Source organism: Mesobacillus sp. (genome assembly GCF_047739415.1).
In the GTDB taxonomy this organism is placed as follows: Bacteria; Bacillota; Bacilli; order Bacillales; family Cytobacillaceae; genus Mesobacillus.
Map to the genome: position 1 here is coordinate 14669 of NZ_JBIQOE010000250.1, position 22033 is coordinate 36701.

Sequence of the window (22033 nt, forward strand, 5' to 3'; positions counted from 1 at the left end):
AGACCAATGAACAGTTTATGACTTGCTGCACCATTAGGCTACGTGCTAATCAATCAACAAACAGAAGGGTCCCCTGCTTTTGCAGGGGACCCTCTGTTTTTATTTTATAAATCATTTTTCTTCCTTCTAGCAAATGTCTTCGTATCAATACCTCTTTGTTCAAGCCAATGATGCGTATCTCCTGATATGACCATAGGTGCATTTTTTAGCTCCTCAATTGTATGTACACCTAGTGCTGTCATAATGACAGTAATTTCATCTTTTAGCTGATGGATTTCCTTGATTAAATCTTCTGTTCCATTTTCCATCAAGGTTTTTAGCAAGTAACCAGCCATTGCTGCACCCTCGGCACCTAATGCAAGTGCTTTAACAATATCAAGGCTAGTCTGTATTCCTCCTGAAGCGATTACGGAAAGCTCCGGTGATGCAGATTTTGCTTCGATGATGGAGGCAGCAGTCGGAATTCCCCAATCCTCGAAAAACGTTAACAAACGGTTTCTCCGCTTATTTTCAATTTCCGCAAAATTGGTACCTCCAAATCCGCCAATATCAATATAGCGTATCCCTGAAGAGAAGAGCTCAGCTGCAGTCTCGGCACTTATGCCAAAACCAACTTCTTTCACGATTACTGGAATTCCCACACTTTGTTGGATCTCTATTATCCTCGTTAACGCACCTTCAAAGTTTCTGTCTCCCTCAGGCATAGTCAATTCCTGCACTACATTCAAATGAATTTGCAGTGCATTTGCCTGAAGCATATCGATTGCAGCCTTTGCCTGCACAACCGTTGCCTCACTTCCCAGATTGGCAAGAATAATACCATCAGGATGCATTTCCCTGACTACTTCATAACTTCTTCGTTCTTCCGGATCCTTCAGGGCAGCCATTTGCGATCCAACAGCAATCGCAGATCCTGTCTCTCTTGCCGCTACCGCCAATTCACGGTTGATACGGTAAGTCCTCTCTCCGCCGCCGCCTGTCATTGCATTTATAAAAATTGGCGAACTTAAAGAAAGTTCGCCAATCCTAGTTTCCAATTTTACTGAATCAAGACTTGATCCAGGCAAGCTTTGGTTTACAAACTTAATATCATCAAAACCGGTTAGCCGCTTCTGGCCTGTTTCGAGGGCATATTGTATATGGTCCCATTTACGTTTTGATCTTGACACTATTTATCACCATTACTGTTTAAGATTCTTTAGCTTGTCTCCGATCATATCACCTAAGCTGAAACCTTTTGTTTCTTCAGGAAGTTCATAGTCAAATGCTTCATTGCTTTCTCTTTCTTCGAACTCCTTCATGCTAAGTGAAAGTCTTTGATCTTCCTTGTTTACGTCAAGCACCTTTACTTTTACAGTCTGCCCTTCTTGAAGGACTTCATGCGGTGTGCCGATATGCTTATGAGAAATTTGCGAAATATGGACTAGGCCTTCAACCCCAGGGAATACTTCGACAAAAGCACCGTAAGAAACTAAACGTTTCACAGTACCTTCTAAAGTACTGCCCTTTGGAGCTTTCTCAGCAATGTCTGCCCATGGTCCAGGCAGTGTTTCTTTGATTGAAAGCGATATACGCTCATTATCACGATCAACGCTCAATACTTTAACTTGAACCTGCTGGCCTTCCTGTACAACATCAGACGGCTTTTCAACATGCTCATGGGAAAGCTGTGAAATATGGACTAAACCATCAACACCACCGATATCAACGAACGCACCAAAGTCTGTGATCCTTTGGACTGTACCTTGAATAACCTGTCCAGATTGGATAGCCGCAAGCAAGTCCTGCTTCTTCTTGCCTTGCTCTTCTTCCACGACTGCACGGTGTGAAAGAATCAAGCGATTCTTCTCCTGGTCAAGCTCTACAATTTTGAAGCTGAGAGTTTTCCCTTTGTAATCAGAGAAATCTTCCACAAAGTGGGATTCTACTAGAGATGCCGGAACAAAGCCGCGAACGCCAAGGTCAACGACCAGACCGCCCTTAACGACATCTTTTACTTCTGCATCGAAAACTTCTCCACTTTCAAACTTGCCTTTTAGTTCTTCCCAGGCTTTTACAGCATCTACTTTTCTCTTTGAGAGAATTAAAGCTTCTTCCTCAACCTTTTGAACTTCGAGCTCCAGCTCATCACCGACAGATACTGCATCTTCAGCTTTTTCAACATGAAGGCTTGATAGTTCACTAATCGGAATGATGCCATCGAGCTTGCTTCCTTCGATATCTACTAAAACCTGCTTTTCTTCCACTTTCGTTACCTGGCCTTTGACACGGTCGCCAGCCTCAAAGTTTTTTACCTCGATTTGATTCATATCTTCTGACATATGTACTCCTCCTTAATCCATGACTGCTGCAAATATATGCTTTGTGGCAAAAAGCCACTTTAAAAACACATTAATTAGCCACTAAGTGAAAATTCTAAAAATATCTCTTCTTAATAACTTCTTACAAACAGACATTTTTGTCAAGCAAGAAACATTACTTATATTTGTTAATAAGTTCCTGGATTTCACTCATGATCAAGTCAGTTGCCTGTTCTGCATTTAACTTTTTTTCCTTGATTGATACCATATCGATAGGCTTTCCATATACCACCTTCAATTTCTTGAATGCTTTGTATGGACCGATGATTGCGCATGGAACGACATGAGCATCAGACCGGAGCGCAAAGAAGCCTGCTCCTGCAAGTCCCTTACCCATTTCACCTGTCTTGCTTCTTGTTCCCTCTGGAAACAATCCTAAAACCTTTCCATCCTTTAAAATTCCGAGCCCTTTTCTTAAAGCTTCCCTGTCGCTCATACCTCTTTTGACGGGGAAAGCATTTAGGTGAGGAACAATTTTCCCAAGTACAGGGACAGCGAATAGCTCCTCCTTCGCCATGAAATGGACCGGACGGGGTGCTGTGATCCCGACTACAGGAGGATCAAGATTGTCAATATGATTGGCACATAAAAGCACGCCGCCCTCGGCAGGCATATTTTCTTTACCAATCACTTCAATCCGATAAATTGGTTTTAATACTGTATTTACTAAAGACCTTGCAAACGAATAAACGGTCAATTTCATCCGATCCTTTCAAGCGCCAAATCCATGATTTTGTCTACCACATCTGTAATCGACAAAGATGTTGTATCAATTTCTATTGCATCATCTGCCTTTTTCAAAGGAGCTACTTCCCGCTCCGAATCAATCTTGTCACGTGCGGCAATCTCTTCTTTCAGCTTTTCCAGATCAGATGGGAAGCCTTTCTCGATATTCTCTGCATGCCGGCGCTGTGCCCTTTCCTCAACACTAGCAAGTAAAAAGACCTTCACCTCGGCATTCGGCAATACATGAGTGCCGATATCCCTTCCATCCATCACCACACCGCCATCAACTGCAAACTGCTGCTGGCGTTTGACCATCTCTTTCCTGACAAGTTCATGCACCGCTACATATGATACTTGATTGGTAACTTCAGCACTCCTAATCTCATTGGTGACCTCGATACCATCAAGCAAAACCTTTTGGCCTGATTCTCCAGGCATTAGCTCGATTGATGTATTGTTTAAGATCTCAATCAACTCTGCTTCATTATCCAGGCTGGCTCCTTTTTTCAAAGCCTTGTATGTAAGTGCTCTGTACATCGCACCTGTATCGATGTAAATATATGTCAGTTTTTCAGCTACAATTTTGGCAACCGTACTTTTTCCTGCCGCTGCAGGACCGTCTATGGCAATTGAAATTCGTCTATTCATATTTCCTCCTGGTACACTCCTTGTTGTTCCTTGATATACTCTTATATTTTAACACAAAAATCTTTTAATCCTCGTCATTCAACACTTTTTTTAAGGCACTTTTCAAAACTTGTCCTATCCCCCTGTCAATAGAGGATTCTATCGAATGCCGCAACATAAAAAGTAAGCAGGCTTAGCACCTGCTTACTCTTTGCTCCTGAATGACTTCAGGACTTCTGAATGATTATTGTCAGTAACACCCTCGTATTGAGTAATTTGTTTAAGTTCAGGGAAAGCATTGAATTCATGGAAAAATACTTGGGCAATAACCAAAAAAATAAATTGAATAATAGCGATCTTGATTAAGATTCTTTCAATTGTTTTCATCTTTAATGCTCCTGTAAAAACTTTTATTCTAGTATTGGAGCATTTCCAGATATTTATTCCTTTTAGACTGGAAGTCCTTTTTTCTTCATTTCAAGCTGTCTTTCGAAGCAGAACCTTAGTAGCACCTGCCTGTCGGTGCCCGATGAGTCGAAAAATTGGACAGAAGCTTTGTTCATATGACCTTGACCTTCGATAATCCTAACTACCTTACCATGAAATTTCTTGTATTCAAATTCTCCATTTTGCATCGGAAGAACAAACCAGCACGCAACCTCCATACCTTGTTTCACACTGCTGTTTTTATCTATCAGCAATGCAGCCCCTCCTGCACTGATGTCATCGGTGACAGTTGTAAATGGAGCGAATTCCCCCTTGCCAGAGTAAACAGCAACATCCACTGAAGTTTCCACCCGGACGAATTGCCTTCTTTGGACTTTGATAAGGCGCTCCTTGCCTGGATATGAAAGAATCACCATCGGAATATTAAGCTTGATTCTTCCCTTCACTTCCGTGTCAAAATAATAATGAGAACCAGATCCGGTTACAAAATTAGCCTTCAACGGTGTACCCTCAAGCAAGAACACTGTTCTGTTAGTATTCATGTTAACAGGATAATCAATATACAAATCATTGCCTTTGCGCTCAACCATTTTACATTTATACTGTTCAAAGCTGTCGGAATACTTATGTTCAAGGATGATGTTATCACCGATTTTAATCATACCTAACTCACTTCCCCACTTCTGTCTATGCTGTTTTTAATTTTTGTTTGATTGGTAAACTGTTCTCTCTATATAATTTATATTTATTATGACATGTCGGACTAAGCTGGTGCAATAGTCCTTTAATGGATTATTTTTACAACGAGTCTTATATCTAATTTAACCTTAAAGTAAGTGCTTTGTTAAATTTGACTGTTGGTATCCGTTCCAGGCGCTTCGCTTTCCGCGGGAAGAATATGAAAAAGACCACTTGCCGTCTATTTCATAAGCAATTCTTCCTCGGGGCTGGCGGTGAGCCTCCTCGGAGCAAGCTCCTGTGGGGTCTCACCTGTTCAGCTGATCCCGCAGGACATTGATTAAGCTTCCTCGAACCTGCCCACGCACGATGGAAATGCGTTAGCATTTTCGGAGGAGTCTACGCGCCTTCCACTACAATCAACAGGACTTAAAACAACAATACGCTTTAACAAATAAAAAAACAGGAAAAGCCCTTGGCTTTCCCTTAAACGACATCTTCATATACTGGTTCAGCGTTTTGAAGTTTTTCTACTTTTTCTTCTGTACCGTCTTCTGCATTGATATAAATCCTGAAGGTATCATTGCCGAGAACTCCGGTGAATTCATAGCATAACACCTCTTCATTCAGGTCGTTCAGGATTATTGCTTTCTTCTCATCCATCACTTTGAGGTTTGGATTGACTTTCTTTTTAGCCTCTTCTATTTCAATGCCTGCTTGCGGGATTTTCCTTGCTTTATGGGATTTTAAATAATCCTCTGCTGAAAAACCGATCACATCGCCGTTATCCAACGCGACCTTCATATTGATGGCATCTGGATAAACCCTTATGCCGTCCTGTGTTCCTACGAATGTAAAAACTCCAATGTTATCATATTGGGCGCTTTCGAAGAGATCAAGATTTTCAAAATTATGATCCTTTAAAAAGGTAATTGCCTTATTAGAAGCGTCATTGAGACTAAGCTTTTGATTCTTCACATCCCGATCAAGCAAGAACCAGATTGGATAGCCACCTTTTTTGGTTATATCCATACTCGCTTCCAGGTTTGTTTCTGGATTTTGGATCGATACACTGAAAAAACCATAATCCGATCCTTTGCCATTTGTGGTTACCTTTACTTCACCGCCTTTGATGGGGGTATATTTCCTGGTGATCTGGACCGCATCTTCCTTTGAGATTTTATCACCAGGCAGCTTCTTAAAGTTTTCATCCTTTAGCTGAAGGTTGATCTGAGCTGGTCCAAAATCTGTTTCCGAATACCCTTCAACTGTCTTTTCGACAGTCTTGAAACCGTCGATGATGGTATTATCGGTTTGTCCTTTTTCAGTCGCAAGGGCTAGCTCTACATCCATCCAGCGAAGATTATTTTCCAGTACCATATACTGGACTTTTCTTAAATCCTGCTGAATTTCACCTGATTGCTCATACAGGGTCTTGAGCGTCGAATATTCTTTTTCTGTTAATGGTTCTTTATCCAGATCACGTATCGCTGCTTTATAACTGAAATTCCCTACATTCGCCAAAAACTCTTCTGTTTTATTGAAGGGCAATAATGTCAATGGTAGCTGGCCGACATCATTATGGGCCTGTGAAGTGATTTTCCAAACTTCCGCCAATTGAGGCGACAATGAACTTCTTGAATTCATCGCAAGCGTTGTACCAATTTTATCGTTCAGTAAGTCAATTTGATATGTCAGGTCATGAAAAGCCCTTTGATAATTGTTTTCTGCATTGATCAGTACTGCTGTTTTTTCCCTGTGCTCCTGATACCCCCAGAATGCTGTTCCGGCAATTCCTATAACCAGGACTGCAATGGCTATTCCTCTTAGCAATTCAACTCACCCCTATTTACAAAAAATATGTTTCCCAATCTTTTTGATTTGCGGTCGCGACCAAATCCAAGCGCTGGTTGCAGTATCGGGATTGAAGTAGTATAAAGCACTGCCTGTAGGATCCCAGCCATTGATGGCATCAAGAACAGCCTTTTTCGCTGTCTCATTTGGCGTTAACCAGATTTGGCCATCAGCCACTGCTGTGAACGCCCTCGGTTCGAATATTACCCCGGATATTGTATTCGGGAATGTGGCGCTATCCAACCGGTTTAGGATTACCGCCGCAACCGCTACCTGTCCGGTATACGGTTCACCCCTGGCTTCTCCATAAACCGCATTCGCCATAAGTTGTATATCATTTTGCGAGAACCCATTCGGTGTGTTTGTTGCTGCGGCTGGTTTAGGTGCGGACTGGGTTTGAGTCCCACCATCTGTTTTTTCGCCGCCCCAAGCAATTTTCGCATTTGGCGTCGCCTTCGCAAGCTTAAGTTTTGTTTTCCAGCCTGCAACTCCATCGATTTCCAGTCCGAATTCGTATTGGAAATTCCTCAGAGCCCAATAGGTACCCCAGCCGAATACTCCGTCGATCTTACCATTATAAAAACCAATATGCTTAAGACGAGATTGGAGTTCGATAACATCGTCTCCTACTGAACCCTGCTGCAACACCTGACTAGTAAAGGCCTCAGCCCTTTGATCGACTTCGCTAAATTGTAAAAATGACATGATCAAAGCCAGCGCGGCCATCACCTTCAAGATAGACCGATAATTCTTCATTGAATGCAACCCCCAAAGATGTGAACTTAAAAGATTACTCCTATTTTTTGTTAAGAGTTGACTTTTATTCCACAAAACAAAAAAACCCTCCATTTTTTAAGAATGAAGAGTTTCTCAGATTGGATATTGCTTCTCAATATGTTGCAGCGTCAATATTCTCGCTTTTTTCACTTTTCGCAGACCAAGCCACCAAAGGAAAATCATAAATGGAACCATCAATACGATCCAGTCTTCCCTGGTCATCAGGATAAAATCATACATCCCGTGCAGAAGGACGGGCACCGTTAACGAAAGCATGATCCACTTCTTTTGCACCACCGGTGAAAACTTCGCTTTACCTATATAGTAACCCATGATGACTCCAAAGAGAGCATGGCTGGAAACAGGCAACAGCGCCCTGCCAAGCGCGTCCTGGAGACCATTGGCAAGCAGGTAAAAAATATTTTCAGCTGATGCGAAGCCTAGTGACACTGAAACACTGTATATGATTCCATCATAAGGTTCATCAAAGGCGATGTGCTGGTAAATCGTGTAATAAAGAATAAACCATTTAAAAAATTCCTCCAAAAGGCCAACCGTCCCGAATGCTTTAGTGAAATCATCCTGGAACAATCCCTCGGCAGAGAGTACATATTGAATGAACATAATTGGAAATACAAGCAATGCACCGAAAATAAACATTTTAAAAACCAGAGAAAGCGGCTCTGACTCATATTGGTCCTTTAAGTAAAAATAACTTAACAGCGCCAGACCCGGAGCTACCCCGGCAGTAACTATTCCCAGCATATGCTGTCCTCTTTTCAATTCGTTTTTTTAATCGTATCATGTAATTAGAGGAAAGAAAATGGATTTATTATTCTTTCTCAATGGTCTTTCGGAGGTAATAGTTTTGAAGAAAAATATTTTATTGATTCATACTGGCGGTACCATTTCCATGAGCGAGGATACAAGTGGAGCAGTTAAACCCGGGACAAATAACCCTTTAACACAGGGAACTGATCATTTATCCGGTTTGGCTGACCTTGTTGTTGAAGAGCCCTTCAATTTGCCCTCCCCTCATATCACACCAAAAGAGATGATGGAGTTAAAATACATCCTTGAGGATTATGATAAAAAGGGCAACATCGATGGAGCCGTAATCACCCATGGAACAGATACACTTGAAGAAACAGCATATTTCCTGGACCTCACCTGCCAGGCCAGCTTCCCAGTCGTGGTTACTGGCGCCATGCGGTCGAGCAATGAAATCGGATCTGATGGACTCTATAATTTAATTTCGTCCATAAGGGTTGCTTCCAGCCCAGATGCAAAAGGTAAGGGTGTCCTTGTTGTCCTTAATGACGAAATCCACACGGCAGTCAACGTGACCAAAACGCATACTAGCAATATCTCAACCTTTCAAAGCCCACAATACGGCCCGATTGGCATTGTTACAAAAAGAGGTGTTCTTTTCCACCATACACCTACGAAACATGAAAACTACCCTGTTCTGGACATCAGCAAGAAAGTCTCTCTGATAAAAGCGTACGCAGGAATGGATTCATCGATCCTTAAAGCGATTCTAGGCTTAAAAGTGGATGGAGTGGTGATCGAAGCACTTGGACAAGGCAACCTTCCACCGGCTGCACTTGAGGGAGTAAAGGACTTAATTAAAAATAATATTCCGGTCGTCATTGTTTCAAGAAGCTTTGCCGGCATTGTCCAGGATGTATACGGCTATGAAGGCGGAGGCAAGCACCTGAAGGAACTGGGCGTCATCTTCTCAAACGGCCTCAACGGCCAGAAAGCAAGAATCAAACTGCTTGTCGCACTTACTAAAACGGATAATATGGATGAAATTGCTGAGATGTTCATGTTTTAGTAGTCCGTGATAATATATGAAAAAGCGGTGTCCCGAATGCAATCAGACACCGCTTTTTTCTTTGGTTTGTTCCAACTTTTCATGTAACTCTGCCCTTTTCCCAGAATAAATGTCACCCATTGAACAGATTGGAGTTAGAGACCTATTTCTTTTGGAAATAAAGGGCGTCAATAATTCCTATTGGTGACCTAAATATTCGATTTCGGGAAAAACAGGGCACCTATAATATTAATTGCCTCCGCAGCATTCGTTCCGCAACAACATTCACCCCTGAAAAACGTAAAAGACGGGAGAACCCCGGCCTTCATCCATTCCTGGTTCTACTGAATATCGCTTCTGCAATCTGTCCGCCATGGAAGCGTCCATTTTCGATGAATATTTCGTTTGCGTTGTTCCCAGCGGCAATGACTCCAGCAATAAATATTCCTGGTACATTTGTTTCCATTGTTTCCGGATCAAAATGGGGCCGTCCTGTTTCTGCCTCAATTTTGACACCCATTTTTTTAAGGAAGGCGTGGTCCGGCCGGTATCCAGTCATTGCGAATACATGGTCATTTTTCATTTTCACCGTTTGCCCTTCATGTTCATAAACAATGAAGTCTTCAGTGATTTCTTTGACTTCCGCACTAAATACCATCTTTACAACGCCCTCTCTAACAAGTGCCTCGAATTCTGGCAGAACCCACGGTTTGATGCTTGGAGAATATTCGGCTCCCCGGTACAATACGGTCACACGTGCCCCTGCCTTTTCCAGCTCGATCGCTGCATCCACGCTTGAGTTTTTACCGCCAATGACCGCGACATCCATATCAAAGAAAGGATGCGCTTCCTTGAAGTAGTGAGATACCTTTTCAAGTTCTTCACCTGGAATGCCCATGAAGTTGGGATTATCATAGTAACCTGTGGCGATGACGATATTTTCTGAGGTGTATTTCTGTTTATCCGTTATTACCTCAAAGACGGATTCTTGTCTTTTTACTATTTCTGTGACCCTCTCATATTTATTGATTCTAAGCTTTTCCCGCTTGACGACTTCCCGATAATAAACCAGCGCCTGATTACGCTTTGGTTTAAGGTTCTCGGTTATGAAGGGTACATCGCCAATCGCTAGCTTTTCACTGCTGCTGAAGAAGGTTTGATGAGTGGGATAATTATAAATCGCATTCACGATATTTCCTTTTTCGATGATAAGCGGATTTAAACCCTTTTTCTTCAAAGCAATCGCAGCGGCAAGGCCACAGGGACCGCCCCCGACAATGATGATATCTTCCTTGTTCATGTTGTAAAATCACTCCTTAATATCTATATAAACCGTATCAGGACATATAAAAAATCTCCTATCATTAAATGATAGGAGATTTCGTCTTAAGATTCAATGAAGAACCCTTTATTTTATTAAAGTGAAGTTTTTGGAATGTTAAATCCATCCTCTGAATCTGCTGGCTTCTGCCATCTTTCTAACGCCGACCATATATGCTGCCAGGCGCATGTCAACTCTGCGAGTCTGCGCAGTGTCGTAAATGCTGTCAAAGGATTTCACCATGACTTTTTCAAGCTTGTCTTCGACTTCTTCTTCCGTCCAGTAATACCCCTGATTGTTTTGCACCCATTCAAAGTAAGAAACGGTTACTCCACCAGCGGAGGCAAGTACGTCCGGCACAAGCAGGATGCCACGTTCTGTCAGGATTTCTGTTGCTTCCAAAGTCGTTGGCCCGTTTGCAGCCTCAACGACGATACTAGCCCTGATATTGTGGGCATTTTCTTCGGTAATCTGATTTTCTATCGCAGCTGGAACAAGAATATCACAATCAAGCTCCAACAACTCTTTATTTGTAATAGTATTATTGAATAGTTTAGTTACTGTCCCAAAGCTGTCGCGACGATCAAGCAAGTAATCGATATCAAGTCCGTCTGGGTCATGCAGTGCCCCGTATGCATCTGAAATACCGATGATCTTCGCACCAGCATCATGCATGAACTTGGCTAAGTAGCTTCCGGCATTTCCAAACCCCTGGACAACCACTCTTGCGCCTTCAAGCTCGATTCCCTTTTTCTTTGCAGCTTCGCGGATACAAATCGTAACCCCTTTTGCTGTTGCTGATTCACGACCATGTGAACCACCGAGTACCAGCGGCTTGCCTGTAATGAATCCTGGAGAGTTAAATTCATCTATACGGCTATATTCATCCATCATCCAAGCCATAATCTGCGAGTTCGTGAAAACATCAGGTGCCGGGATGTCTTTTGTTGGTCCTACGATTTGGCTGATCGCACGGACATATCCTCGGCTCAATCTTTCCAGTTCCCTGAACGACATATCACGAGGATCACAAACAATCCCGCCTTTTCCGCCGCCGTACGGCAGATCGACAATGCCACATTTCAAGCTCATCCAGATTGATAAGGCTTTTACCTCTTTCTCCGTAACGTTTGGATGGAAACGTATTCCTCCCTTTGTTGGACCCACTGCATCATTGTGCTGCGCCCGGTAGCCAGTAAAGACTTTAACAGATCCGTCATCCATTCTGACAGGAATTTTCACTGTCATCATCCTGAGCGGCTCCTTTAAAAGCTCAAAAACCTCATCAGGGTATCCGAGTTTTTCCAAAGCCTTGTGAATAACAGTTTGTGTAGATCGTAAGACGTCATGTTTGTCTTCTTTATTTGGATTTTCATTACCGTTTGCGGCTACCATTGATAAACCTCCTAAATCACTTTTGCGGATGTTGTCTGCTTTCATGGATTAGTATACACCTTTGGATATTTTATGCAAGAAGAAAAAAACAGTTTTCCGCATTTTTTGATTATTAAATGAAAACGATAACATTCAAGCCCCTATTATTATTGACTTGATAATAAATTGACTGAATAATAAGACATCCCTTGGTGACATGACTGTATTCTATGAGTCTAATTTGAAGTCAATTCCATCATAATTTTCTGAAAATCCTACCTCGGCAATCAGGTATATTTTTGCCTAAAAGACCTAATTCCAAAAGCACCTTTACAACACAATATCTTCCATAAAAAAAGCCGAAGCCTATCCATTATTTCATAAAATAATGGACAAGGCTTTCGACTGCACGTTCTTCCATAATCTCGTTCCCATATTCAAGCAGTCTGTGGATGCTCAATATTGATGGAACTCCGTATTCTGCCATTAATGACACTGTCTTATTGGTCTCATCAGGCAATATTCCATTCATAAGCAAATAATAATGGTCATTCATGAAATGCAGGCTGCCTCCGTCAATACCGGCATCCAAGAGTCTTTTTGCCAGCTGGATCACGTCCTCGACATTTTCGAATTCAAACAAAATGTCTTCGCTTCCATCGACCGTGACCTGCATTTCTATAATCCCATCATCAAACTGCTCCTCATCTTCATCCTGTTCGATCATTGTAACGATCATGACCATTCCCTGGGCGTGCAATGAGAATATTTCCACTGCAACTGAACCGATGATTTCCAAATCGAATTCCTCGCTGGCCTCCTCGAGCATATCATGAAAAAGCTGGTGCCATTTTAAAGAATCCTTCCATATATCCTCTTTGGTCAATCCCCGGTCGGATAAGTCATCTATCGTAAGGAATATCTTTATTTTATTGTTGGTTAATCGTTCTAAGCGCATATTCATGCCCCCTGCCATCGACAAAGCTCTTATTTTAGTTTATGAAAATATCGCAGGTTGGTGAGTTATTTAAATTGTTCAATGCGCTTTTTCAACCATTTTTCCCATTCCGCTCTTGTCATGCCTACAATGTTCTCTTGATATTCTTCCTGCTGTTCTAGCGGCATGGAGTCAATTGCTATACCACCTAGCCCAATAATAAGATCTGGATAGACTTTCTTGATCTCCTCGGCAAGCTTTAAAGTTGCCTCTCTATTTTCATCGAGAGTGCACGATAAGAAGAGGAACTTGGGTTTTACCTTTTCGACCACTACCTCAAGATCATTCTCAGCCAGGCTTGTGCCTAGGAAGACTACCTCAAATCCTTTTCGCCTGAGGTACAATGTATAGATTAGTAAACCTAGTTCATGTCTTTCTCCGGGCCCGCATACAGCTATTGACTTTGGCAGGAAAGAATTATGCGGAAATGAGTTTGATAATCCTTCAATTCTCGAACGTATAAATGACGAAGCAAAATGCTCATGTGCAGTCGTTATACTTCCCTCTTCCCACAAATCGCCCACCTTAATCAAAATCGGGCCTAATAAATCAATAACAGTTTTGTCAATTGTAAACAAACTAAAGGCCTGGTTAATCAATTCATGGGCTTTGAAACTATTGAACTCAAGCAGTGCAGTCAACAGTTTGTCTCCAATCTCATCCACCATGTCCCTTCTAGGCACTTCAGTCTTTTCCATTGATAAAGCTGAGTTTTCAAGCAAAGACACAGCCTGGCTGATTGTGAAGCCTTGATTTATTTTAGAAATCAGCCACCGCAAAATTTCTACATGTTCCTCGGTATACAGTCGATGGCCGGATTCATTTCTGACAGGGGCAATCATCTGATATCTTCTCTCCCAGGCCCTAAGTGTCCCAGGCTGGATACCAAGAATTTTGGATACTGCTTTAATATTATATTTTCCTGCGCCGTTCCCCATCCTAAAACCTCCGTTATTACCTGTACTACAGATTATAGACGTGTTGCTGCACCCATGTAAAACTTCAATCTGCTGTTTTGGAATCCGCAACCAATGTAAGAAGATGGGTTTCCGCTCTGGCTCCAAGTCTAAGAGGGACACCTGTTGTGCCGTATCCATTGCTGGTCAGCACCGTTGTACCATTCTTCGTTCTAATACCGCCTAATTCATAAGGACCGAACCCGAATAACCTGATCTGCCCCCCATGGGTATGCCCACTTAAAACGAGGCTAATATTGTGTTCTGGCTTGATACTGTTGACGATGGCAGGGTTATGGCTTACAAGAATCCGGAATCCTTCTTCACCCGCATCCTGCATTGCCAGGTCCAGCCTGCTTTTGCCAAGACTTAAATCATCAATGCCAAAAATATGCAATACTTCCCCAGTACTCGATTCAAATTTAACCGCTGTGTTGTCTAGTACTTTAACACCCAAGTGATACAGAAGTGAGTCCAGTTCATGGGAATTGAATTCATAATCATTGTTTCCCCAGACGAAGAATATCGGGGCAATCGTTTTTAATTTTTCTATATTGTCAGAAACCCTTTCCAAAGGAACGCCTTTTTCTGCGAGATCGCCTCCAATAATCACAATGTCGGCCTTTCCTTTCACCTCGCTGATTATTGAATCTTGAATAATCCGCTTATGGATATCTGATATAAAAAAGATTTTGACAGACCCAAAGCTCTCCGGAAATTCCTGCAACCTGATTTCCTGCTCCAGCACTCTGTCTGTAAAGGCCTGGCGATACATATATAGTAGAAGGAAGCTGCCGATCAGCAGCATTCCAAATATAAAATAAATTAAATCCATTTCTGCCTCCCGCAATACTTTATCTAGCTTTCATTTGTGTCCTCTGGTGAGCTAAATGACATCATACCATAAAGCAAGCAGAAAACGAAAAATACTGCTGTCTGCCAAGCTCCTAAAGGTGATAGCAGAAAAAATGAGCCTAGACAGGTAATTGCTAAAATAATATCAGGTACTACGTTTTTATTTCCTTTATATGCACATATGACTGCTACTCCACCATCCCTGAGCAATCCTCCGATTGCATACATACCGAATACAAGAGCCACTGCCCCGGCAAGGAACTCAAATGGATTTATAATAATCTCACCCAGTAACTCCCCAAGGTGGAACGGAAATATTGCTGACAGTGATATGACAAACAGGTAACCGCAAAGCAGTCCAATGACCATCCTGAAAACTTTCCAAAGCATACAAAAACCTCCCATACACAATGTATGAAAGGCCCTTGTCCTTATTTCCGTATAGAAAAAAATCAAACTTCGTGAATATCAAGAATGCGGAATCCTGACTCTTCCAGCTTCTTGACAAACTTGTCAATGTTGTCTTTCTTTTCTACTTTCATTACAATCCTGCGGACGAGCTTGTCTGTCTCATCAAAAGTAACCAAAGAGATAATATGTTCATGGAACTGGTGAGCAATATCAGCCAGCCTTGCGATACGGCCTTCCGTTTCTACAGAAGTAAACGCGATCCTGACACCCTCTCTATGGACACCAAAAGCACTCTGGAATTGATCCAGAGCATCTGAGCGGGTTACAGCTCCCTGGAATTTCCCATTCTCATCTATTACCGCCATTAACGGAATATCTTTCAATTTTACTAATGTTGTTTCGAAAACCTCAATTCCATGGAGGATTTGATCCTGTAGAGTCAAAATATCCTTCGCATATTTGCTTTGCAGAAATTCATCCTTTTGTCCACCGGTATTAAAGAATTTCTGATAAATTCCATGTCTTGTGACGACACCTACATATTTGTCACCATCCAATACTGGAACTCCATCAATCTCATTACCATCCAACTTTTCTAACACGCTTAGCAATGTCTCATCCTGTTGTACAGTAATGCATTTGTACTTCGGTATCATGATACTTTTAACAAACATTCAACTCACCTCAAATTTAAAGTACTGCCATATCTTAATATAATTCTACAGATTTATAAAAATCCCTGCATGCCAGATAAATTTAACATGAAATGAAATTTTACTCATAAAATGAAATGAAGTTTATTTAGAGGAGGGCTTAGTTTGTCTACACATAGAAGAGTATGGTATCCGTACGCCAGTCCCTTCGATCCTTGTCCGCCTATTAAGGCAAAAACGTACTCTACGCCGCCAAATTTATTTCTGGGCTTCCAGCCGCCCAATCTAGAACAGTTCACTCCAATGCAAGCATTAAGAACAGGGACACTGTGGAAGGTTTTTTATGATCCTTGGTATTCGCCATACGAAGCTCCAAGGGAGGATGATCACTCATGAAGCAGTTGCCGAAGGAATTTTATGCTGCAATGGAAGAACTCCAGGCTGTTGATTTTGTTCTCGTGGACCTCACGCTGTACTTAGATACCCATCCAGAGGATTATGATGCCATCAACCAGTTCAATCAGTTCGCAAAAGAAAGACGCCGGCTAAAAAAGGTCGTTGAAAGCATGTATGGACCTCTCCAGCAATACGGCAACAGCTATTCAGGTTATCCCTGGAATTGGGATGACGGTCCTTGGCCATGGCAAATCTAAATTCCAATTAGGAGGGGGTAAGGAACATGTGGCTTTATGAAAAAAAATTGCAATATCCCGTAAAAGTTAGCACCTGTAACCCCATGCTCGCTAAATTCCTGGTAGAGCAATATGGCGGAGCTGATGGAGAGCTTGCTGCTGCACTGCGATACTTAAACCAGCGTTATACTATTCCTGATAAGGTAATCGGGTTATTGACTGATATTGGTACAGAAGAATTCGCCCATTTGGAAATGATCGCCACAATGATTTACAAATTGACTAAGGATGCCACACCTGAGCAAATGAAGCAGGCAGGCCTAGACGCACACTATGCGAACCATGATAGCGCCCTTTTCTATAATAATGCCGCAGGTGTGCCATGGACTGCCTCCTATATCGCTGCTAAAGGAGATCCAATAGCAGACCTGTATGAAGATATCGCTGCGGAAGAAAAAGCAAGGGCCACTTATCAATGGATCATCAATATGAGCGATGACCCTGACCTGAATGATGGATTACGATACCTACGAGAACGCGAAATCATCCACTCCCAGCGCTTCCGTGAAGCAGTGGAAATTCTCAAGGATGAACAAGGAAAAAAGCGAGTATTCTAAAATAAATAGAAGCATCCGTTTTGGATGCTTCTATTTATTTTCGTGAAACAAGTTAATATCAAACTTTTTCTTCATCATATCAAACACTATATGGCGGTTCTTCCACTCTTCTTCTTTTTTCCATAAATCCTTACTTCGGTCTACTATTTCACAACGAAGCGCCTGGTATTCTTTCTCAGCCTTTTCACGCTTCTCCTTGAACAGGATCATCAACCCATATGTCCCGACCGTCAAGATGAGGAAATATAAATTCGCGGAATTCTGGACATACACCGAAAAAATCTCCGCGAAAGAATAAGAATACGGCTTTAACACAGTAATGTAAAGATAATAGAAATAGAGCGATATCAACCCAATCGTCACCCAAACTGACAAAAGATGTCGGGATTTATACCGGTCAAACTTTTTCTTTCGGTCAATTACATTCTGAAGCATCCTTTTAGTTGCAGGATCCGTACGATCATCCAGGTTCTCGATTTCCTGTTCCATGGCAAGCCCTCCCCTTTTATAAAGCTCTTTTCTCAAACTTTGTTGCTAATGACAACAAAATAGGATTGAATGACCTATTTTTCTTCTTCACAAAAAATTAAAGCTTATTATGAGAAAAGAGCTTGCACACTTAATACCGAACTACAAAATGGTTTTTTATCACGTTAAAATCGGCTTTAGAATTTTAACAACATTCTTTACGAAAACAGCCTTTTATAATTTTTATGAACTTGTCCATGGAGTTATGATATTGCGATTCAAAAATAAGATTCAAAACAAGAAAAAACCGGACTAAATTCCATAAATATGGACTAATCCGGTTTTTTCGTTATGGTTTTTCAGATAATCTAAAAAGACATCAGATATTAATCAGCCTCTTTGTAACATTGGCTAATTTTTGATGGGTATCTTTAATACTTGTCCTGCCTGAATTTCATTTCCCTGGATGTTGTTTGCTTTTTTGATGATTGGGATGCCTTCCTGGGATTTATAATAGGTCATCGCTACTCTGAATAATGTTTCATTCGGTTTGACTGTATGATAAATGATCTTTTCACTGCTTCCCGATTCGCCTTCAACTGTAGCTTTGGTGCCTTCTGTATCTGATGGCTCATTCTTAGGCTCGGCAGAAGCTGGAGGTGTTATTTTTCCGCTTTCTTTATCTTCACTGTCACCAGGGGGTTCGGCAGTGTTTTTGTCCCCGCTGCTAGATGGTGCAGGCCCGGCTGCCACAACATCGATTTCCTTTGGATCAGCAATTTCTTCATACGATGGTGCCTCTTGGTCTTCTACCTGGTCCTCACCTTTTCCATCATCCCGACTTTCAACATTAATCATTTCCACTCCGGCACGTTCCAGCGACTTATTCAAAGGCATCTTTGCGCCATCCAGATAAGAGATGATGCTGAAAAAAGAAATAGGCAGCAAGATGAAAAACAGAGCCATCAACCTGATGACAGGGTATTTTACTTTGACTTTCGTTTTTTTCTGTTTTTGCCTATGCATCTCACTTCTTGGAGGAAGGGATTCCTTTTTCTCAACAGAATGCTCAGATTTACGTTCCACCCTTTTTCTCAGTCGCTCTGCCTGGTCCCTGATAGGTTTTTCCTTATTCACTGTCTGTACCCCCAGTTGTTGCTTGAGTCCTGAATTTAATGATCAATCCTAAAATAAAATCAATAATAAAATGCATCACGATCGTAACTACAAGATTATTTGTCACCATATAAATATAGCCAATCAAGAAACTCAATAAGATAATATTAGTAAACAAAAACCAATTAAACAGATAGCGGTAATGAACGACTGCAAAAATCAGGCTCGATATGATTAACCCAGTATTTGTCTGGATGACTCCCCTAAAAAGGATTTCCTCACTGATTGCTACCATCGCCGCAATAAGCATGATTTGGAATACACTTCTATTTCTAAATATCCTTTCGTTCAAGCCGCCATCGTCGTAGTACGACTTTGGCAGATATTTCATAAGGGTGAAGTCCAAAGCCACAATTGCCAGACCAGCAAATAACCCGATGGATAATATGTTCCAATCAGCCCAAATAAATAATCCTTTGAATTCAGTTAAGCTATCAAACAATATCATACCTAATATAGTTGAAATCGTTAATAGTAAAATTTGCGTAGCAACTAAGTGGAAAAGTAGTTCTTTTTCAGTAAGTCCAGCCACTGTTTCCTTATATTCATCTTTCATTATATCCGCTCTCTCATCAATAGGATTGAAGCCAATTCCTGCTTCCAGTCCATCGCAGCTAGCGATTGTTCACTGGATGGTTCGGTTTCTTTATAATGGTCCATATCTATTCCACAGCTGCCGCAGCAATTCCGTGGCCGTTCCTGCAATTCTTCGCCGAACATTTCCAAAATCACTTTCCTCTTACATTCCTTTGTATGAACCCAGCCAAGCATCTTCTTAATTTTCGTATGTTTTACCTCCAAGCGATTTTCGATCAAGTGGAGGAGGCTCTGTTTGTCTACCTTATAATCCAGCGCTTCTATATTAGACAGGTAATCTTCGACAATCCTCCATTGAATCTCGGTGAAGCCGCATATCATTGATAGCTCTTCAGAGCGGTCGGTTAAATTTTTATAAATTATATGGTTATCGATTAAAAAGGTAAACAGTCTTTCAATCTGATATTGATCAGGGAGCTCACCTTCAGCGAGCTGATAGGCCAGTTGTTCGTCCCCTGGCGAGTATATCAGGATGGCAGTTGAATCGCGGCCATCCCTTGCTGCTCTTCCTATTTCCTGAAGGTAGGACTCAATTTGCATCGGCATGTGGAAATGAATCACATATCGGACATTTTCTTTATTTATTCCCATTCCAAAAGCGCTGGTAGCACATACGACGTCAAGTTGACCATTGATGAATTGCTGCTGTATGAGGACCCGGCTTTCTGAATCCAGTCCCCCATGATATGCCATGGCATTCTTGATTCCTTTTGCTCTCATATGCGCTGCAGTTTGCTCAGCGACTTTTTTGCTGGAAAAATAGATAATCCCGGGCCCCTTTAAATATTTCACCAGCTCAACTGTCCGGTCCAGCTTATCCTGAAAGGTAGATGCAAACTCCAAAGCAAGTGAAATAGCAGGGCGGTCTACAGAATATACAACCTCATTCCAATCTCCTAAATGGAGCTTTTCGGCAATATCCTTTCGAACTTCCTTTGACGCTGTGGCTGTTAGCGCAAGCGTCAATGGTTGTCCAAGCTTCTCCCTGAATTCTCCAAGCTTAAGGTAGTCCGGCCTAAAATCGTATCCCCATTGAGAGATACAGTGGGCCTCATCCACAACGAACAGTGATACAGACAATTTCCTGATCCGTTTCAATACAGATTCAATCCCCAGCATTTCTGGAGATATGAAAATAAACCGAAACCTTTCGAGTTCTTCCAGGGCTTTGGCCTTTTGCTGTGGCGACAAAAAGGAATTCAAGGCAATTACTCTCTTTTCACCCATAGCCATCATTTGCTCAACCTGATCCTGCATTAGTGACAGCAGCGGCGAAACAATCAATACTGGCCCGTTCACAAGATAGCCCGGAAGTTGATAGCATAGGGACTTTCCCGTTCCAGTCGGCAGCATTGAAATCGTATGTTTTCCTTCTAAAACGGATTCAATCGTTTCTTCCTGCCCTGGACGGAAATCCTCGAACTTAAAATACTTTTTTAAATATCTTTTTAACTCCATTCCACATCACCATATTTAGCCAGGACAAGCCTGATTTCAAAATAAGAAGCATCAGCCACTTGTTCCTTGATTTGCTTTAACTTTTTAGCAGAATTCCGCTGTGCTGCATGAAGAATGCTATCCCTTTTATTCAGAAGAACATAGTGGTCTATATTGAATTCCTTGATAGAAAGAGCAATTTCCACAACATGATCTTCAATTGTACTTTGTTTTAGGTTGCGGACAGCCGCTATCTCTTCCAGGGTATAACCCTTCTGGATTAATTTATATGTCTTATCTGTCGAAATCGTCAAAGGAACGTTACGCTCTGCCTTTTTGATCAATCCGTTCAGTAACGGAAAGGCATGTGAATCCGCCAGGACCCTTTCAAACATTGCATGTAAGCAATTCAGGAATTCGAAATGATAGTGTGCAGGTTCCAGCCCAATCCACTCAGCAGCCTGCATAGTCGTCAATCCAATTTTCCTGTAGCCTGTCAACCTTAAAACAACCAGTTCCGGCTTCGTCTTTTCATTATCTAGTGCAGATATAAGCTCACCATACAGCCTTTCTGCCAGCTTATATCGATCTTCATTTTGTTGCCTAATGTATTGTTTTACCCAGGTAAGGGTTTCTCGCTTATTCCTGACAGGTATAAAGAAACGCTCATGGTTAATCAGATTGGAACTCACCTGAATAAGCAGTGTCAGCCTCTCCCAAAAAGAATCAGTCACCTGGTGATATTTCCAGCCATTTAGATAGTCAGGAAGCCTGTATTCTGACATCTGCTGTTCCAGGGCTGCTTCGCCCTTCGTTGTTAATATTACCTTCGTATCTGCTATTTCCTCAACCAGCCCTCTTTGCTGCAACCGGTTGATCATTTTTTCGAGTCCATCTCGGGTAACTGAGGGATATGTATGAAAATATGGGGTGATTTTATATAAGTGCGCGTCCTGAATCGTTTGAGAGGATCGCTTTCCCTGTAAAAGATGAAATAACGAATAGATGGTTCTTTCACCATTGATTTTTTTCAATATTGACAAAACAACTGTCTCCAAATATGTTATCCCCATAAAATCACCTTTGAATGAAAAATTAAGCAAAGGGCACTATAATATTCGGCGCCCACTATAGCAGAAAAATAATATAACATTATTTTAACATGAAAATATCTAGTAAAAGGTTTTATTTTCAACGAAAAAACCATTCAATGCCTTGTGTGATAAGCATTCTCAATACTTTTTTTATTGA

General features: G+C 41.6%; 25 protein-coding genes. 4 read left to right on the forward strand and 21 right to left on the reverse strand.

Features of this window, described 5'->3' with window-relative positions; all coding sequences use genetic code 11:
• Nucleotides 1-104: 104 nt before the first annotated feature.
• From fni to prsW, 9 genes are all read right to left on the reverse strand, one after another.
• Nucleotides 105-1169: a type 2 isopentenyl-diphosphate Delta-isomerase gene (gene fni, locus ACH0QE_RS19515; protein WP_415802150.1), complete on the reverse strand. Its 1065-nt coding sequence runs from the start codon at nt 1167-1169 to the stop codon at nt 105-107.
• Nucleotides 1170-1181: 12 nt separating this feature from the next.
• On the reverse strand, nt 1182-2321 hold the full coding sequence (gene rpsA, locus ACH0QE_RS19520) for a 30S ribosomal protein S1 (RefSeq protein WP_415802151.1): 1140 nt from the start codon (nt 2319-2321) through the stop codon (nt 1182-1184).
• 154 nt (nt 2322-2475) lie between these two features.
• Nucleotides 2476-3057 carry a lysophospholipid acyltransferase family protein gene (locus ACH0QE_RS19525; RefSeq protein WP_415802190.1) on the reverse strand — a complete coding sequence of 194 codons (582 nt, stop codon included), beginning with the start codon at nt 3055-3057 and terminating at the stop codon, nt 2476-2478.
• Nucleotides 3058-3059: 2 nt separating this feature from the next.
• Nucleotides 3060-3734, reverse strand: a complete 675-nt coding sequence (gene cmk, locus ACH0QE_RS19530; RefSeq protein WP_415802152.1) for a (d)CMP kinase — start codon at nt 3732-3734, stop codon at nt 3060-3062.
• 183 nt (nt 3735-3917) lie between these two features.
• A complete protein-coding gene (locus ACH0QE_RS19535; RefSeq protein WP_415802153.1) occupies nt 3918-4100 on the reverse strand; it encodes a YpfB family protein in 183 nt (60 codons plus the stop codon).
• Between the two features lie 62 nt (nt 4101-4162).
• Nucleotides 4163-4822, reverse strand: a complete 660-nt coding sequence (locus ACH0QE_RS19540) for a flagellar brake protein (protein ID WP_415802154.1) — start codon at nt 4820-4822, stop codon at nt 4163-4165.
• Nucleotides 4823-5324: 502 nt separating this feature from the next.
• Complete coding sequence (gene ypeB / locus ACH0QE_RS19545) at nt 5325-6671, reverse strand: germination protein YpeB (RefSeq protein ID WP_415802155.1); 1347 nt, start codon at nt 6669-6671, stop codon at nt 5325-5327.
• Nucleotides 6672-6683: 12 nt separating this feature from the next.
• Complete coding sequence (gene sleB, locus ACH0QE_RS19550) at nt 6684-7448, reverse strand: spore cortex-lytic enzyme (RefSeq protein WP_415802156.1); 765 nt, start codon at nt 7446-7448, stop codon at nt 6684-6686.
• A 114-nt stretch (nt 7449-7562) separates the two neighbouring features.
• Nucleotides 7563-8234 carry a glutamic-type intramembrane protease PrsW gene (prsW, locus tag ACH0QE_RS19555; RefSeq protein ID WP_415802157.1) on the reverse strand — a complete coding sequence of 224 codons (672 nt, stop codon included), beginning with the start codon at nt 8232-8234 and terminating at the stop codon, nt 7563-7565.
• 103 nt (nt 8235-8337) lie between these two features.
• On the opposite strand from prsW, the gene ACH0QE_RS19560 reads away from it, so the two are divergent.
• On the forward strand, nt 8338-9309 hold the full coding sequence (locus tag ACH0QE_RS19560) for an asparaginase (protein ID WP_415802158.1): 972 nt from the start codon (nt 8338-8340) through the stop codon (nt 9307-9309).
• Between the two features lie 304 nt (nt 9310-9613).
• Here the strand turns inward: ACH0QE_RS19560 and ACH0QE_RS19565 are convergent, their stop codons facing one another.
• From ACH0QE_RS19565 to ACH0QE_RS19595, 7 genes are all read right to left on the reverse strand, one after another.
• Complete coding sequence (locus ACH0QE_RS19565; protein WP_415802159.1) at nt 9614-10588, reverse strand: YpdA family putative bacillithiol disulfide reductase; 975 nt, start codon at nt 10586-10588, stop codon at nt 9614-9616.
• A gap of 138 nt (nt 10589-10726) precedes the next feature.
• The gene (locus ACH0QE_RS19570; RefSeq protein WP_415802160.1) at nt 10727-12004 is read right to left on the reverse strand and encodes a Glu/Leu/Phe/Val family dehydrogenase; all 1278 of its coding nucleotides are present in this window, start codon (nt 12002-12004) and stop codon (nt 10727-10729) included.
• 352 nt (nt 12005-12356) lie between these two features.
• Nucleotides 12357-12941, reverse strand: coding sequence for a genetic competence negative regulator (locus ACH0QE_RS19575; RefSeq protein WP_415802161.1), 585 nt, complete (start codon nt 12939-12941; stop codon nt 12357-12359).
• 65 nt (nt 12942-13006) lie between these two features.
• The gene (locus ACH0QE_RS19580; protein WP_415802162.1) at nt 13007-13918 is read right to left on the reverse strand and encodes a MerR family transcriptional regulator; all 912 of its coding nucleotides are present in this window, start codon (nt 13916-13918) and stop codon (nt 13007-13009) included.
• 64 nt (nt 13919-13982) lie between these two features.
• On the reverse strand, nt 13983-14771 hold the full coding sequence (locus tag ACH0QE_RS19585; protein ID WP_415802163.1) for a metallophosphoesterase: 789 nt from the start codon (nt 14769-14771) through the stop codon (nt 13983-13985).
• A 23-nt stretch (nt 14772-14794) separates the two neighbouring features.
• Nucleotides 14795-15181, reverse strand: coding sequence for a hypothetical protein (locus tag ACH0QE_RS19590; protein ID WP_415802164.1), 387 nt, complete (start codon nt 15179-15181; stop codon nt 14795-14797).
• A 62-nt stretch (nt 15182-15243) separates the two neighbouring features.
• Nucleotides 15244-15876, reverse strand: a complete 633-nt coding sequence (locus tag ACH0QE_RS19595) for a CBS domain-containing protein (RefSeq protein ID WP_415802165.1) — start codon at nt 15874-15876, stop codon at nt 15244-15246.
• Nucleotides 15877-16020: 144 nt separating this feature from the next.
• Here ACH0QE_RS19595 and ACH0QE_RS19600 point away from each other — a divergent pair, with 144 nt between their 5' ends.
• The 3 genes from ACH0QE_RS19600 to ACH0QE_RS19610 are packed head-to-tail and all read left to right on the forward strand — an operon-like array spanning nt 16021 to nt 17104.
• Nucleotides 16021-16251 (forward strand): spore coat associated protein CotJA, encoded by a 231-nt coding sequence (locus ACH0QE_RS19600; protein ID WP_023627506.1) that lies wholly within the window; start codon nt 16021-16023, stop codon nt 16249-16251.
• On the forward strand, nt 16248-16508 hold the full coding sequence (locus tag ACH0QE_RS19605; RefSeq protein WP_415802166.1) for a spore coat protein CotJB: 261 nt from the start codon (nt 16248-16250) through the stop codon (nt 16506-16508). The genes ACH0QE_RS19600 and ACH0QE_RS19605 overlap by 4 nt, the downstream gene beginning before the upstream one ends.
• A gap of 26 nt (nt 16509-16534) precedes the next feature.
• Nucleotides 16535-17104 carry a manganese catalase family protein gene (locus ACH0QE_RS19610; RefSeq protein WP_415802167.1) on the forward strand — a complete coding sequence of 190 codons (570 nt, stop codon included), beginning with the start codon at nt 16535-16537 and terminating at the stop codon, nt 17102-17104.
• Nucleotides 17105-17134: 30 nt separating this feature from the next.
• Here the strand turns inward: ACH0QE_RS19610 and ACH0QE_RS19615 are convergent, their stop codons facing one another.
• The 5 genes from ACH0QE_RS19615 to ACH0QE_RS19635 form a co-directional block, all read right to left on the reverse strand.
• Entirely contained in the window at nt 17135-17593 is a 459-nt protein-coding gene (locus ACH0QE_RS19615; protein WP_415802168.1) for a YpbF family protein, read from the reverse strand.
• A gap of 390 nt (nt 17594-17983) precedes the next feature.
• Nucleotides 17984-18709 (reverse strand): LysM peptidoglycan-binding domain-containing protein, encoded by a 726-nt coding sequence (locus ACH0QE_RS19620; protein WP_415802169.1) that lies wholly within the window; start codon nt 18707-18709, stop codon nt 17984-17986.
• Nucleotides 18702-19304, reverse strand: a complete 603-nt coding sequence (locus tag ACH0QE_RS19625) for a CPBP family intramembrane glutamic endopeptidase (RefSeq protein WP_415802170.1) — start codon at nt 19302-19304, stop codon at nt 18702-18704. Before ACH0QE_RS19625 ends, ACH0QE_RS19620 begins: the two co-directional genes overlap by 8 nt.
• The gene (locus tag ACH0QE_RS19630) at nt 19304-20803 is read right to left on the reverse strand and encodes a RecQ family ATP-dependent DNA helicase (RefSeq protein ID WP_415802171.1); all 1500 of its coding nucleotides are present in this window, start codon (nt 20801-20803) and stop codon (nt 19304-19306) included. The genes ACH0QE_RS19625 and ACH0QE_RS19630 overlap by 1 nt, the downstream gene beginning before the upstream one ends.
• Nucleotides 20794-21825: a helix-turn-helix domain-containing protein gene (locus ACH0QE_RS19635; RefSeq protein WP_415802172.1), complete on the reverse strand. Its 1032-nt coding sequence runs from the start codon at nt 21823-21825 to the stop codon at nt 20794-20796. Before ACH0QE_RS19635 ends, ACH0QE_RS19630 begins: the two co-directional genes overlap by 10 nt.
• Between the last annotated feature and the right edge of the window lie 208 nt (nt 21826-22033).